Origin of the sequence: Sphingomonas sp. (assembly GCF_017304615.1) — a bacterium.
GTDB lineage: Bacteria > Pseudomonadota > Alphaproteobacteria > Sphingomonadales > Sphingomonadaceae > Sphingomonas.
Genome location: NZ_JAFKLZ010000003.1, coordinates 190,135 through 203,582, shown reverse-complemented (window position 1 = coordinate 203,582; position 13,448 = coordinate 190,135). Strand labels below are relative to the sequence as shown.

The window sequence follows — 13,448 nt, the reverse complement described above, 5'->3', positions numbered from 1 at the left end:
GGCCCGCTCCCCCTCCCGGCCACCCAGAGGATACCCTAGATGGGCGGTCGGGACGGGGAGCGGGCCGGTACCGCCTATGGCACCATGCGCCTCGACAAGTTCCTGTGGTTCGCGCGGTTCGCGAAGACGCGCAGCCTGGCGCAGGACCTGGTCGAACGGGGCCGCTTCCGCATCGACGGCCGCCCGGTGGATCGCGCCGCCGCCGCCGTCCGTATCGGCAATATCCTGACCTTCGTCGCGCACCACGGCGAAGTCCGCACCATCCGGGTCGAGATACTCCCAATCCGGCGCGGCCCGCCGAGCGAGGCGCAGGCGTGTTACCAAGAACTTCTAGTCGGTGAATAGCGGTGCCGCCCCGCGACAGACCAGGCACAACTTAAGAACGTCTCGCATCAAGCCCGGATCGATTGACCTGTGCGAATCACAGGCATAGCACGGCCCGAAATCGTCCGTTGGGGAGCCCGAAATGACTTACGTCGTCACCGACGCCTGCATCCGCTGCAAGTATATGGATTGCGTCGAGGTGTGCCCGGTCGACTGCTTCTACGAAGGCGAGAACATGCTCGTCATCAACCCCAGCGAATGCATCGATTGCGGCGTGTGCGAGCCGGAATGCCCGGCCGAGGCGATCCTGCCCGACACCGAGAGCGGGCTGGAAAAGTGGCTGGAACTCAACAATACGTTCAGCGCGCAATGGCCCAACGTCACGCGCAAGAACGACCAGACCCCCGCCGATGCCGACGAGCACAAGGGCGAAGAGGGCAAGTACGACAAGTACTTTTCTGCGGAACCCGGCCAAGGCGATTAAGCTCGGCCGTGACGATTAGCGTTAGCTAATCGGCACCGTACGGCAGAGCACGGCCGGCGGACGGCGTTGAGCCGATCCGGCCGACGGCTTTGCCGGCGGCAATTCTCAACATCATCAGGCCGCGCCGGCGGCAAAGCCGCCGTCGGATGGGTTCGCTTCGCGACCCACCGGCCGTGGCGCGTCGCTAAGCGGCGATTAGCGCCGCTAATCGCCTCGACCCGCCAATTGGGAAGCATACCGGTCCTAATTTGCAACGCAGCACTGGTAATTTTATTACGACTCTGTTAAATAGGCGCAGACGAGAGCCATTCCTTGAGTCTCTCGTGTGGAGACACACGCATCATAACAGCCCACGTTCGGCGCCATGTTGGGCGCTGCGGCGTTATTAGGGCGCTTCCCAATGAAAGGTTGAAGTTACATGGCTGCCAAGGCGCTGTCCTTCGACGTCGGTGATTACGTTGTTTACCCCAAGCACGGCGTTGGTCGTGTCGTTGAGCTTCTGAAGCAGGAAATCGCGGGCATGACGCTGGAGCTGTACGTGCTCCGGTTCGAAAAGGAGCGCATGACGCTCCGCGTGCCGACCAACAAGGCCGAGAGCGTCGGCATGCGCAAGCTTTCGTCGGACAAGACGATGAAGGAAGCGATGGAGACGCTGAAGGGCAAGCCCAAGGTCAAGCGCACCATGTGGTCGCGCCGCGCGCAGGAATATGAAGCGAAGATCAATTCGGGCGACCTGGTGTCGATCGCCGAAGTGGTCCGCGACCTGTTCCGCGCCGAGGACCAGCCCGAGCAGAGCTATTCCGAACGCCAGATCTTCGAAGCGGCCGCCAGCCGCCTCGCCCGCGAACTCGCGGCGATGGAAGAGACCGACGAAAAGGGCGCGCTGGAGAAGATCCTCGACATCCTGCGCAAGGCCGCCGCGATCTGGAACAAGGACAAGGTGCCGGCTTGAGGCAAGCTTCGGATTGCGCAGCAATCCGAAGACTCGCCAAGCCCGGCCAGCGGTCGCGCGTAGCGTGACCGTCTGACGGCTTGGCGTAAGAGGGCGGTCCTGCGGGGCCGCCCTTTTTCGTCTGGTTGATCGAGATCACCACGATTTCGCGGAACTACGGGGCCGTCGGAAACGGTTGTTCCCTCTCATCAGAGGGAGCCGGAAAATGACCGACAAGACATTGAACGACCTGTTCTACGATACGCTGCGTGACATTTACTACGCGGAGAAAAAGATCCTCAAGGGCCTGACCAAGATGAGCAAGGCCGCCGAATTGCCGGAACTCAAGGCGGCGTTCGACAAGCATTATGACGAGACCGAGGGTCAGATCGACCGGCTCGAGCGAGTGTTCGATCTGATCGGCAAGGCGGCACGCGGCAAGAAATGCGATGCCATCGAGGGGATCCTTGAGGAAGGCGACGAGATCGCGTCCGACTATAAGGGCACGGCTGCGCTGGACGCCGGTCTGGTCGCGGCCGCGCAGGCGGTCGAGCATTATGAGATCGCACGATATGGGACGCTCAAGCGTTGGGCGACGATGCTCGGATTGGACGATGCAGCGACGCTCCTCGACCAGACGCTGACCGAGGAAAGCAACACCGACGAATCGCTCACCGCCCTCGCCGAGCAACTGGCCAACGACAAGGCGCTCGAACCCGCCGAATGAACGCTGCGACAACGGGGCCGGCTCGAAAGGAGGCGCCCCGTTTGTCCGACGTAACGCCGCGAGTGCGGTGATTGCTTGCTGAGCGACGGTGCTTGCGGGCTTGCCGGACCCTCCCCTGTGTGTTATTAGAGCAATACACAACGGAGGCTTTTCCATGCGCCCGCTCGCTCTGCTCGTTTTGATCCCCCTCGCCGCCTGTTCCGGTAACGTCGACGCCAAGACGACCACCAGTGGCGTCAACGGTAGCAAGACCTTCGCGCTCGACGGTTTCAGCGCGGTCGATTCGACCGGGCCGGACGACGTAGACGTTCGCGTCGGGTCGGGCTTTTCGGTTCGCGCCGAGGGCGACACCGGGATCATGGCGCGACTGGAGATCGTCAGGAACGGCGACACGCTCGAAATCCGGCGCAAGTCGAATTCCGGGTTCAGTTGGGGGAAGAGCGATCGCGGGCACCTGAAAATCTATGTCACGATGCCGCGCATCACCGCCGCCAGGTCGACCGGATCGGGCGATGTGGCGATCGACCATGTCGAGGGTGACGGCTTCAAGGTCGAGGCGACCGGATCGGGCGATCTCTCTATCGCGTCGATCAACGTCCAGCGCGCGGACTTCTCGCTGACCGGGTCAGGCAGTGTCAGCACCAGCGGCAGCGCCAAGGCCGGCAGCTTTTCCGTCCTGGGATCGGGCAGCATCGACGCGGCCAAGCTGACGCTGAGCCAGGCCGAGATCAGCGTGACGGGATCGGGCGACGTGTCCGCCGCCGTCGCGGGTCCGGCCAAGGTCGACGTCATGGGATCGGGCGACGTAACGCTGACCGGCGGCGCCAAGTGCACGACCAGCAAGCTGGGGTCCGGGCGCGTCACCTGTAGCTGAGCCGACCGCTAACCACCGATTGCGCTTGCGCCCGCCGCCCCGGCGATGCGATGCTCGCCGCTATGGTCCGCTTCATCCTCGGTCTGGCGCTGACCGCGCTGGCGCTTCCCGCGAACGCCGCCGATCGTGGCTTCACGGTCACCAGCTTCGACCGCATCCGGGTCGAAGGACCGTTCGACGTGCAAGTGACGGTCGGCAATGCCGGGCAGTCGGCCAAAGCGAGCGGCAGTTCGGACGTGCTCGCCAACCTCGACATCGAGGTGCAGGGGACGACGCTGATCGTCCGCAAGGGATCGGCCGGCTGGGGCGAGCGCGGCGCGACGAGCGGTCCCGCGCCGGTCATCACCCTGGTTACGTCCAACCTTCGCGCCGTCACGGTGATCGGCGGCGGCAAGGTGGCGGCGAGCGGCAGCATGCGCGGCCAGAAGCTCGATTTCCAGATTACTGGTGCCGGGTCGATCGACGCGCGGGGAATCGGCAGCGACGAATTGTCGGTCGCGGTGATCGGCACCGGCACGGTGGCGCTTGCCGGCAAGAGCAACCGTGCGCGATTGCTGACCAACGGGTCCGGCACGATCATGGCGACGCCGCTGACGGTCAGCGACCTGGTGGTGCGGCTCGACGGGCCGGGCGAGACGCGCGCGACGGCGCGCTACACCGCCGACCTGACCTCGACCGGGCTTGGGCGGATCGTCGTCGCGGGCACCGCCAAGTGCACCACCAAGGCACAGGCCGGCGGGCCGATCCTGTGCGGACCCGACGCGAAACCCTAGATCAACGCCAGTTCGGCGAGACGGCCGACCAGATCGGCAGGGAGCGATCCGACGCCCTCACCGCCAGCGCCCAGATCGGCGGGCGCGTCACCGTCCTCCAGATACCGCCAGCCCTGATGCGCGCGCTTGGGCCGCGCCTGGACCAGCACCAGGTGCGGATCGAGCCGGATCGACACGCGCCCGCCCGGCAGCTCGCCGAACCCGACGATCGGCGACCGCGCGACGAGCTGATGCTTGAGGATCCAGTAGAGCGACCCCTGCCCCGCAATCTCCTCCCAGCGTTTGGGCAGGTAGCGCGTACCGAGTTCGTAGGGCGGCTCACTCTCCCGTGCCTTCCAGCGCGCGGCGAACTGGTCCAGATTGCTGATCCCGAACGCGACCTTGGTGAGATGGAGCGGCATCGCGCCGATGTGGGTTTGGTGTTTTGCGTCGGCAAGGGCGGCACCGGCCCGCTCCCCCACCCGACCGCCCAATCAGTTCATTCTATGGGCGGTCGGGTGGGGGAGCGGGCCGGTGCCGTGCGCTTCAACGCGCTAACCGCCCAGGCCCCACAAGGTCGCAAGGCCGAGAAACGAAAAGAACCCCATGACGTCGGTCATCGTCGTCACGAAGACGGCGGACGAAACCGCCGGGTCGATATTCGCCTTGTCGAGCGCCACCGGCACGATCACACCGACCAGCCCCGCGACCAGGCTGTTGATCACCATCGCCAGCGCGAACACGGTCGATAGCTGCATGTTGCCAAGGATCAGATAGCTGCCCACCGCGCCGACGATCCCGAGCGACAAACCGTTGAAGATCGCAATGCGGAACTCGCGAAACAGCATCCATCCCGTGTTCGAACTCGTCAGCTGATTGGTCGCGAGCGCGCGCACCACCACCGCCAGCGTCTGCGTGCCGGCATTGCCGCCCAGCGCCGAAACGATCGGCATCAGCGCGGCGAGCAACGCAAATCGCGCAATCTCGCCCTGGAACAGCCCGACCACCGACGCCGAGCAGATCGTGGCGCCCAGATTGACCACCAGCCAGATGACGCGCGTCCGCACCGTCATGCGGATCGGTTCGTTGATGTCGCCCTCGCCCGCGCCGGACAGCAGGGTGATGTCCTCGCCCGCTTCCTGCTGGATGATGTGGACGATGTCGTCGACGGTGATCATGCCGACCAGCCGCCCGTTCGCGTCGACCACCGCGGCTGAGATCAGCGCGTATTTCTGGAAGCGCAGCGCCACCTCTTCCTGGTCCATATCGACCGGGATCAGCGTTTGTTCGCGCTTCATCACGTCGCCGATCGCGATGCCGCGCGGGGTGCGCAGGATCCACGACAGCGCGCAGGTTCCGATCGGCTTATGCCCTGGATCGACGACGAAGATTTCCCAGAAATCGGTCGTCAGCTCGTCATGCCCGCGCAGGTAATCGAGGACGTCGCCGACGGTCCAATGCTCCGGCACCGCGACCAGGTCGCGCTGCATCAGGCGGCCGGCGGATTCCTCGGGGAAGGAAAGCGCTTCCTCGATCGCAGCGCGATCGTCGGGCTGCATCGCCTCCAGGACCTCGCGCTGGTCCGCCGGCTCCATGTCCTCGATGATCGCGACGGCGTCGTCGGTATCGAGTTCGGACGCGATGTCCGCTACTTCCTGCGGCTCGAGCGCGTCGATCAGGTCCTCGCGGACATAATCGTTCATTTCCGCGAACACGTCGGCGTCGAGCAAGTCGCTGAGCGCCTTGGCAAGCGGGGCGCGATCCTCGTGCGGGGTCAGCTCGAACAGGTCGGCGATGTCGGCGGGATGCAGCGGCTCGACCAGCGCGCGCGCCGCATCATTGTCCCCGGCCTCGACCGCGTCGAGCACGGCGGACACGAATTCTGGCTTCAGCCGGTCGTCCTCGTCCAGCTGATCCGCGACGTTATCGAGTTCGGCTTCGCCTTCCGCAGGCGCCAGATCGGTCTCGCTCATCGTCTGACCTTGGTTCGGGCGCGGGAATGTCCATATCGGGGGCCGTTAGCCCCATTTTCCGCGGTTTGCCAGCGCCGAACGACGTCGCTACGGGCCGCTCAACGCATTTATTTCACGGAGCAAGAATCATGACCGACGCCCCCGAAAAACTGACCCTGACACTCGACGGCGGCGACGTCGTGATCAAGCTGCGCCCCGACCTCGCGCCAAAGCACGTCGAGCAGATCGCGGCGCTGGCCAACGAAGGCTTCTACGACGGCGTACCGTTCCACCGCGTGATCCCCGGCTTCATGGCGCAGGGCGGCGACGGCGGGAATCACAACGGCACCGGCGGGTCGAGCAAGCCCAACATCCCGCAGGAATTCAGCCGCGAGCCGCACGTGCGTGGCACCGCGTCGATGGCCCGGACCAACGACCCCAATTCGGCCAACAGCCAGTTCTTCATCTGCTTCGACGACGCGCGCTTCCTCGACGGGCAATACACCGTCTGGGGTCAGGTCGAGAGCGGCATGGAGCATATCGACGCGCTGCCCAAGGGCGAGCCGCCGCGCGAGCCGGGCAAGATCGTGAAGGCGCGCGCGGAATAACCGCTGCGCCCAAGCGCGTCAGAACATTCCGAGTTCGCTGACGATCCGCGCCAATTCGGCCAGGCCGCGGCGGTGTTCGTCAAGGTGCAGGGCTGCCAGCTGTTCGATCATCAGCGCTCCCAGCGCCGTCAGCGCCAGTTCGATGCGGCGATGGTCGCGCGATGAACGCTTGCGTTCGACCATGCCGGCGGTTTCGAGCCGCTGGGCCAGTTCGACCGCGCTGTTGAGCTTGATGAACAAGCGGTCGGCGAGCACCGACACGCTCATCGGCCGCGCTTCGTCATGGGCGCGGATCGCGAGCATCGCCTGATATTGCGCGGGCGCGACGCCGGCTTTCTTGGTCGTTTCCTCGCTGAACGCGAAAAAACGGCGGACGTGGTAGCGGAAATCGGCCAACCCCCGATAATCGGCGGCTTCCATCGCAGGCGTCTCGGCAGGGGCAGGTGCGGTCATCGAACGTCCACCACGGCGGTGCGAAGGCCGGCGGCGAACCGCCGGCCCGCGACTTACGAAGCCTTCATGTTCGACGACACGTTGGTGAAGGTCGTCTTCAGCTTGTTGCCGAGACCCTGCATTGCGGCGATCGCGGCGACGGCGATCAACGCGGCGATCAAGCCATACTCGATCGCGGTGGCGGCACGCGTCTCACGAAGACGCTTCAACAAATTCATCATTTCATTCCCCCGACTTTTGACCGGATCGTTCGTATGGCGAACCAATTTAAATGGGGTTAATAAGGCAGAGATTTTACCCTAACTTACATCAAGGTTTCGACGAGCCAATCGTGGAAGATTTTAACCGGCTTTTGTTGCATCGCGCGGGGCCGGCAGACGAACCAATAGCTGTACGGACTGTCCACTTTAATATCGAACAGCTTTACCAATCGCGGGTCGTGCGCTTCGTCGAAATGGCTGGCATGCATGAAGGCGACGCCCAGTCCCTGCGCCGCCGCTTCGAGCATCAGCGCGCCCGAATCGAAATGGTCGACCGCCAGCGGCTCGAGATCGTCGAGTCCCGCCGCGTGCCGCCAGGCGCTGAACGTGTCGGGCATGTCGCGATGGATCAGTGCGGTCAGCCCGGCGAGCTGTTCGGGCCGCGTGACCGGATCGGCTCCCTCGACCAACGACCGCGCGGCGATGAGATAGACCTGATTGCGATCGAGCCGTTTCGAATAGAGGCTGGGATCGGGTTCCCGCGCCAGCGCGATCGCGACATCGAGCCCGTCGCCGACCCGCGCCATGTTATGTCCGGCCGTGTCGATGTCGAGGTGAAGCTGCGGATGCCTGGCGCGCAACTCGGCCAGATGCGGAAAGATACGCTGTGACGCGAACAGCGGCAGCACGCCGAGCCGAAGCCGCATCACCTCGATCCCGCTGGTCATGAACTCGACCGCATCGGTCAGCCGATCGAGCACCGGCGCGATCTGTTGCAGCAACCGCTCGCCATCCTCGTTGAGCGCGACCGCCTGGTGCCGCCGCTCGAACAGCGGCTTGCCGAGAAAACCCTCGAGCGACTGGATTCGCCGGCTGAGCGCGGGCGCGGACAAGGACAGTTCCTGCGCGGCGGCTTTTACCGACCCTGTGCGGGCAACTTGAACAAAGGCCTCGATCGCGGTCAATGGCGGCAGGCGGCGCATTCGCTTTCCCTTACGTCATCCTCGCGGTTGTGCATTGCCGCACATACCGATTCCAGGAATGTCGCCATTCCTCCTCTTACGGAAATCAACTTACGATTGCATTTCGTGCATGCAACCGATTTCTTTTCGCACTTGCACAATGCCGTGCTGCACCGCACATAGAGCAGGCCTTTCAGGCATCCTCTCCTAAAAACTTTTCCGGCCGGGCCCTTGGGTCCGGCCTTTTTTTATCCGCGATTCGCTCGCGTTGAACCGCGCCCCTCGCACATCGGGAACCGCGTCGCTATCTCGTTCGCTCCCATTTCCCCGGAACGGACAGGTTTTTCGATGGCTGACGGCGACGACGCTCCCCCGCGCAAACTACAGGTCGCCAACGCGCGGCCGGAGGATAGCGGCCGTGGCCTGGCGCATGTCCCGCGTGCCCTGATGGCGGCGCTGGGCATCGGCGAAGGCGACGTGATCGAGATTGTCGGCAAGACCACGACGCCCGCCCGCGCCGTGGCCCCCTATCCCGAGGACGAGGGGCTCGAACTGATTCGCATCGACGGCCTCCAGCGCGCCAATGCCGGGGTCGGATCGGGCGACTATGTCGACATTCGCAAGGCCGAGGTGAAGGCCGCGACTCGCGTGGTATTCGCCCCCGCGCAACAGAATCTGCGATTGCAGGGATCGACGGGCGCGTTGCACCGCACCTTCATCGGCCGCCCGATCTGCCAGGGGGATATTGTCGCCACCGCCGGCCAGCAGCGCGTCGATCCCGAAGGCATGCCGCCCAACGTCGCGCAATATCTCCGCGCGCCGGCCTATGCGCTCCAGGAAGTGCGCCTCGCGGTGATTTCGACCGTTCCCAAGGGCGTCGTCCAGATCGACGCCAACACCGAGATCGAACTGCGCCCTGAATATGAGGAACCGAAGGACGCGCGCCGCGCCGATGTCACGTATGACGACATCGGCGGGATGGCGGCGACGATCGACCAGCTGCGCGAGATGGTCGAACTGCCGCTGCGCTATCCCGAACTGTTCCAGCGGCTCGGCGTCGATCCGCCCAAGGGGGTACTGCTCCACGGCCCGCCCGGCACCGGCAAGACGCGGCTCGCGCGCGCCGTCGCCAACGAATCGGACGCGCAATTCTTCCTGATCAACGGCCCGGAGATCATGGGGTCGGCCTATGGCGAGAGCGAATCGAAGCTGCGCCAGGTGTTCGAGGAAGCGAGCAAGAACGCGCCGTCGATCGTGTTCATCGATGAGATCGATTCGATCGCGCCCAAGCGCGGCCAGGTCACCGGAGAGGCGGAAAAGCGCCTCGTCGCCCAGCTTCTCACGCTGATGGACGGGCTGGAAGCGCGCGCCAACCTGGTGGTGATCGCCGCGACCAACCGTCCGGAAGCGATCGACGAAGCGCTGCGGCGGCCCGGCCGTTTCGACCGCGAGATCGTGGTCGGCGTGCCCGACGAGCGCGGTCGCCGCGAGATTCTGGCGATCCACACGCGCGGCATGCCGCTGGGCGACCGGGTCGACCTCGACGAGCTGGCGCGCACGACTTACGGCTTTGTCGGTGCGGACCTGGCGGCGCTGGCGCGCGAGGCGGCGATCGAGGCGGTACGGCGGATCATGCCCCAGCTCAACCTTGAGGAACGCACGATCCCGCCCGACGTGCTCGATACGCTCGCAGTGACGCGCGAGGATTTTCTGGGCGCGCTCAAGCGAGTCCAGCCCTCGGCGATGCGCGAAGTGATGGTCGAGGCGCCGCGTGTCCGCTGGGACGATGTCGGCGGCCTCGACGACGCTCAGATGCGGCTGAAGGAAGGCGTCGAACTCCCGCTCAAGGACCCCGACGCGTTCCGTCGCCTCGGCATCCGCCCGGCCAAGGGCTTCCTGCTCTACGGCCCGCCGGGGACCGGCAAGACACTGCTGGCGAAGGCGGTAGCGCGCGAGGCGGAGGCGAACTTCATCTCGACCAAATCGTCCGACCTGCTCAGCAAATGGTATGGGGAAAGCGAACAGCAGATCGCCAAACTGTTCGCGCGCGCCCGCCAGGTCGCGCCGACCGTGATCTTCATCGACGAGATCGACAGCCTGGTACCGGCGCGCGGCGGCGGCATGGGCGAGCCGCAAGTCACCGAACGCGTGGTCAACACCATCCTGTCGGAGATGGACGGGCTGGAGGAGCTGCAGTCGGTCGTGGTGATCGGCGCGACCAACCGGCCCAACCTGGTCGATCCCGCGTTGCTTCGCCCCGGACGCTTCGACGAGTTGATCTATGTCGGAGTTCCCGACCAGAACGGGCGGCGGCGCATCCTGGCGATCCAGACCGCGAAGATGCCGCTCGCCGACGATGTCGACCTCGATACGCTGGCGGCGCGGACAGAACGCTTCACCGGCGCCGATCTGGAGGACCTGACCCGCCGCGCCGGGTTGATCGCGCTGCGCCGGAACATCGACGCCAGATCGGTGACGATGGCCGATTTCGAGGAAGGGCTGGCCGATGCCCGCGCCAGCGTCACCCAGGAGATGGAGCGCGACTACGAGCGGATCGCCGCGACGATCAAGCAGGATGCCGCCGCCCTCCAGCCGATCGGTTTCATCGCGCCCGGGCAATTGCGTCCGCACGGGCCGAAGGGGAGCGACTAAAAGTCTGGTCAGGCGAGGGATAGTAAGGCAGTAGCCGCCGGATGACCGCCGCTACCGAAGCGCGAAGGCCGACGATCAGCCTCGTTATCCCCGCCTACAACGAGGAAGCCTATCTGCCCGCGTGCCTCGATGCCGTGATGGCGAACGTCGCGCCGTACGCAACGGAGATCGTCGTTGTGGACAATAATAGCACCGACGGCACGAAGGCGGTGGTCGAACGCTATCCGGCGGTAAAATACGTGTTCGAGCCAGCCAAGGGCATCACGCGCGCGCGCCAGCGCGGCTTCGTGGTGTCGACTGGCGACATCCTCGCTTATGTCGACGCGGATACGCACCCGCCTGCGGGCTGGATCGACCAGATCTGGGACCAGTTCGGCAAGGACCCCGGGCTCGCCTGCCTGTCCGGCCCCTACAGCTTTTATGACCTGAGCGGCATCCGTAACAGGATTTCGACCGGATGGTTCGTCGCTGCTCGCCCGCTATACGGCGTCACCGGGCACATGATGGTCGGCGGGAATTTCGCGATCCGCCGCGACGTGCTGGAGAAGATGGGCGGGTTTGACGAGAAGATCGAATTCTATGGCGAGGACGTCGATATCGGCAAACGCGCCAAGAAGTTCGGCAAGGTCCTGTTCTGCCCCGGCTTCGTGATGCCCACCTCCGCACGGCGGATGCAGAAGCAGGGGTTCGTCAAGATGGCGAGCATCTACTTCATCAACTATTTCTCGATCCTGTTCAGCGGCAAGCCCGTGACGAAGGGCTATAAGGACATCCGCTGAGGGTCAGCCCCGCGCGGGTTTCAACGCGACCGCGCAATAGCCGACCAGCACCAGGCACGCCGCACCCGCAGTCAGATAGGGCAGCGAATGCTGCGCCTCGTACAGCCCGACGCCGATCGACGGGCCGAGCACGAAGCTCGCGCCGTTGACGCTCGTGACCTTGCCCGCCACCGATCCCTGCGCCTCCGACCCGACCGCCAGACTCGATCCCGCGGTGAAGGCGGGACGCGTAAAGCCGAACCCGATGCTGGCGAGCGCGTAGGCTGTGGCGATGCCGTAAAGCGATGTCGCGATACCGGTCAGCGCACATCCGGCCGCACCGATCGCCAGCCCGACCAGCATCATCGCCCGCGGTTGCATGTTGAGGATCGGGATCAGGCCCCATTGCACTAATAACGCCGCGCCAGCGCCCATCATCAGCACGATGCCGGTCGGCTCCAGCGCCTCCGTCGGGGGCAGCGCCAGGCGGTCGATCACCAGGAAGCCGATCGCCTGACCGGTCATCGCCTGGGCATGGCCGAACACCAGACCCGCGATCATCCAGGGTCGCACGCGCGGGTCGAACATCGCGATGTGTTCGCTGCGCGGGGCCGTGGCGGCGGTGATGCTCGCCCCCGAAGACTGACCACCGATCGACGGATATGCGTTGGCCGCCCCGTGGCTGCCGGGTTCGTCCAGCAACGCTTCGGTCCGATCGTCGGGCAGCATTCGTCGCACCACGACGAACATGGCCAGCCCGAACAGTGCGAACAGGAACGCCGGCCCCGACAGCCCGATCGTCACCGCGCCGATACTGCCCAACAACAGGTAGGGCGCAACCGCCGGGCCGAGGATCGTGCCGAGGCCGAACGCCGAGCCAAGCAACGTCAGCGCCTTGGTGCGTTCATCGCGCGTGGTGCGGCCCGCGACGATCGCCTGAATCGCAGGCGGCGCCGCCGCGCCGAGGCTGCCGTAGATCAGCCGCCCCAGGATAAAGAGCAGGAAGGCCGCCGTCCCGCCGATCCAGCCGTTGATTCCGGCGAGCAGGAACGCGCCGCATAGCGACAGCGATACCGCGAAGCCGCCGAGACCGAGCAGGATCATCGTCCGGCGCCCCTGCCGGTCCGATCGATTGGCCCAGAACGGCGCGGCCAGCACCCAGAGCAGCGCCGACACCGAGAACGCCGCCGCGACCGCATTGTCGCGGACGTGGAGCGAACGCCCGATCGCGGGGAGCACCGATTGCAGCGCGGTATTGCCCGCCGCGATCGTCAGCATGACGATGAACAGGATCGTGAAATCGCGATCGAAGCGCCGGCTCATGGCCTGGTCCAGTCGTAGCTGCGGACGATTTCGGCGACGTGGACCGAATAGGATTCGTACCAGACGCCCCGCCCTCGCTCGCGGATTTCGGTGTGCTCCGCGTGCCCGCGCCACGCGACTGCCGCCGCCTCGTCCGCCCAATAGGAGATGGTAATGCCCAGCCCGTCCCCGCCCCTTGCGCTGTCGATGCCGCGATAGCCGGGCTGCCCGGCGGCGAGCACTTCCATCGCCGCCGCCGCGGCCGCATAGCCGTCGGGATCGGCGCCGGTGATCCGCGACACGAAGATCACCGCGATTTCGCCTGCCGCTCGCTTGGTCATCGCCTGCGGATGGACGCGCATTCGCCTCCGCGCAACCCGCCGATGCGCCCTAAAGGCTTGATCGAACCTTTCAGCTTTGCGAGAGGGGGATCGGCGTGCGCCCGGTCGCACCTCGACAATTGCTAAGG

Annotated in this window: 16 protein-coding genes; 9 read left to right on the top strand and 7 right to left on the bottom strand. The window is 65.3% G+C overall.

The features are described 5' to 3' along the window. The first annotated feature begins 39 nt into the window (after positions 1–39). The 6 genes from J0J06_RS13640 (at position 40) to J0J06_RS13615 (ending at position 4,113) form a co-directional block, all read left to right on the top strand. Positions 40–345 carry an RNA-binding S4 domain-containing protein gene (locus J0J06_RS13640; RefSeq protein ID WP_294042937.1) on the top strand — a complete coding sequence of 102 codons (306 nt, stop codon included), beginning with the start codon at positions 40–42 and terminating at the stop codon, positions 343–345. Positions 346–466: 121 nt separating this feature from the next. Continuing rightward, positions 467–808, top strand: coding sequence for a ferredoxin FdxA (fdxA, locus tag J0J06_RS13635; RefSeq protein WP_294042910.1), 342 nt, complete (start codon positions 467–469; stop codon positions 806–808). A gap of 418 nt (positions 809–1,226) precedes the next feature. Then, positions 1,227–1,760 (top strand): CarD family transcriptional regulator, encoded by a 534-nt coding sequence (locus J0J06_RS13630; RefSeq protein ID WP_294042908.1) that lies wholly within the window; start codon positions 1,227–1,229, stop codon positions 1,758–1,760. A gap of 205 nt (positions 1,761–1,965) precedes the next feature. Continuing rightward, complete coding sequence (locus tag J0J06_RS13625; protein ID WP_294042906.1) at positions 1,966–2,466, top strand: ferritin-like domain-containing protein; 501 nt, start codon at positions 1,966–1,968, stop codon at positions 2,464–2,466. Between the two features lie 154 nt (positions 2,467–2,620). Then, a complete protein-coding gene (locus tag J0J06_RS13620) occupies positions 2,621–3,340 on the top strand; it encodes a head GIN domain-containing protein (RefSeq protein ID WP_294042904.1) in 720 nt (239 codons plus the stop codon). Between the two features lie 50 nt (positions 3,341–3,390). Beyond that, positions 3,391–4,113, top strand: coding sequence for a DUF2807 domain-containing protein (locus tag J0J06_RS13615; protein ID WP_294042902.1), 723 nt, complete (start codon positions 3,391–3,393; stop codon positions 4,111–4,113). On the opposite strand, the gene J0J06_RS13610 is transcribed toward J0J06_RS13615, so the two are convergent. Together J0J06_RS13610 and mgtE are read right to left on the bottom strand one after the other, a co-directional pair. Next, complete coding sequence (locus J0J06_RS13610) at positions 4,110–4,514, bottom strand: DUF1489 domain-containing protein (RefSeq protein WP_294042900.1); 405 nt, start codon at positions 4,512–4,514, stop codon at positions 4,110–4,112. The genes J0J06_RS13615 and J0J06_RS13610 overlap by 4 nt on opposite strands. A gap of 132 nt (positions 4,515–4,646) precedes the next feature. Further along, the gene (mgtE, locus tag J0J06_RS13605; RefSeq protein ID WP_294042898.1) at positions 4,647–6,065 is read right to left on the bottom strand and encodes a magnesium transporter; all 1,419 of its coding nucleotides are present in this window, start codon (positions 6,063–6,065) and stop codon (positions 4,647–4,649) included. A 128-nt stretch (positions 6,066–6,193) separates the two neighbouring features. Between mgtE and J0J06_RS13600 the strand changes: the two genes are divergently transcribed. Continuing rightward, positions 6,194–6,652: a peptidylprolyl isomerase gene (locus J0J06_RS13600; protein WP_294042897.1), complete on the top strand. Its 459-nt coding sequence runs from the start codon at positions 6,194–6,196 to the stop codon at positions 6,650–6,652. 18 nt (positions 6,653–6,670) lie between these two features. Here the strand turns inward: J0J06_RS13600 and J0J06_RS13595 are convergent, their stop codons facing one another. The 3 genes from J0J06_RS13595 to J0J06_RS13585 form a co-directional block, all read right to left on the bottom strand. After that, on the bottom strand, positions 6,671–7,105 hold the full coding sequence (locus J0J06_RS13595; protein WP_294042895.1) for a MarR family transcriptional regulator: 435 nt from the start codon (positions 7,103–7,105) through the stop codon (positions 6,671–6,673). A 53-nt stretch (positions 7,106–7,158) separates the two neighbouring features. Continuing rightward, positions 7,159–7,326 (bottom strand): Flp family type IVb pilin, encoded by a 168-nt coding sequence (locus J0J06_RS13590; protein WP_294042893.1) that lies wholly within the window; start codon positions 7,324–7,326, stop codon positions 7,159–7,161. An 83-nt stretch (positions 7,327–7,409) separates the two neighbouring features. After that, on the bottom strand, positions 7,410–8,288 hold the full coding sequence (locus J0J06_RS13585) for a LysR substrate-binding domain-containing protein (RefSeq protein ID WP_294042890.1): 879 nt from the start codon (positions 8,286–8,288) through the stop codon (positions 7,410–7,412). A 327-nt stretch (positions 8,289–8,615) separates the two neighbouring features. On the opposite strand from J0J06_RS13585, the gene J0J06_RS13580 reads away from it, so the two are divergent. Together J0J06_RS13580 and J0J06_RS13575 are read left to right on the top strand one after the other, a co-directional pair. Continuing rightward, a complete protein-coding gene (locus tag J0J06_RS13580; RefSeq protein WP_294042888.1) occupies positions 8,616–10,919 on the top strand; it encodes a CDC48 family AAA ATPase in 2,304 nt (767 codons plus the stop codon). A 41-nt stretch (positions 10,920–10,960) separates the two neighbouring features. Then, positions 10,961–11,698 carry a glycosyltransferase gene (locus tag J0J06_RS13575; RefSeq protein ID WP_294042886.1) on the top strand — a complete coding sequence of 246 codons (738 nt, stop codon included), beginning with the start codon at positions 10,961–10,963 and terminating at the stop codon, positions 11,696–11,698. Between the two features lie 3 nt (positions 11,699–11,701). Here the strand turns inward: J0J06_RS13575 and J0J06_RS13570 are convergent, their stop codons facing one another. Beyond that, positions 11,702–13,000 carry an MFS transporter gene (locus J0J06_RS13570; protein ID WP_294042884.1) on the bottom strand — a complete coding sequence of 433 codons (1,299 nt, stop codon included), beginning with the start codon at positions 12,998–13,000 and terminating at the stop codon, positions 11,702–11,704. Beyond that, positions 12,997–13,341 (bottom strand): antibiotic biosynthesis monooxygenase, encoded by a 345-nt coding sequence (locus tag J0J06_RS13565; protein WP_294042882.1) that lies wholly within the window; start codon positions 13,339–13,341, stop codon positions 12,997–12,999. Before J0J06_RS13565 ends, J0J06_RS13570 begins: the two co-directional genes overlap by 4 nt. Positions 13,342–13,448 lie beyond the last annotated feature (107 nt).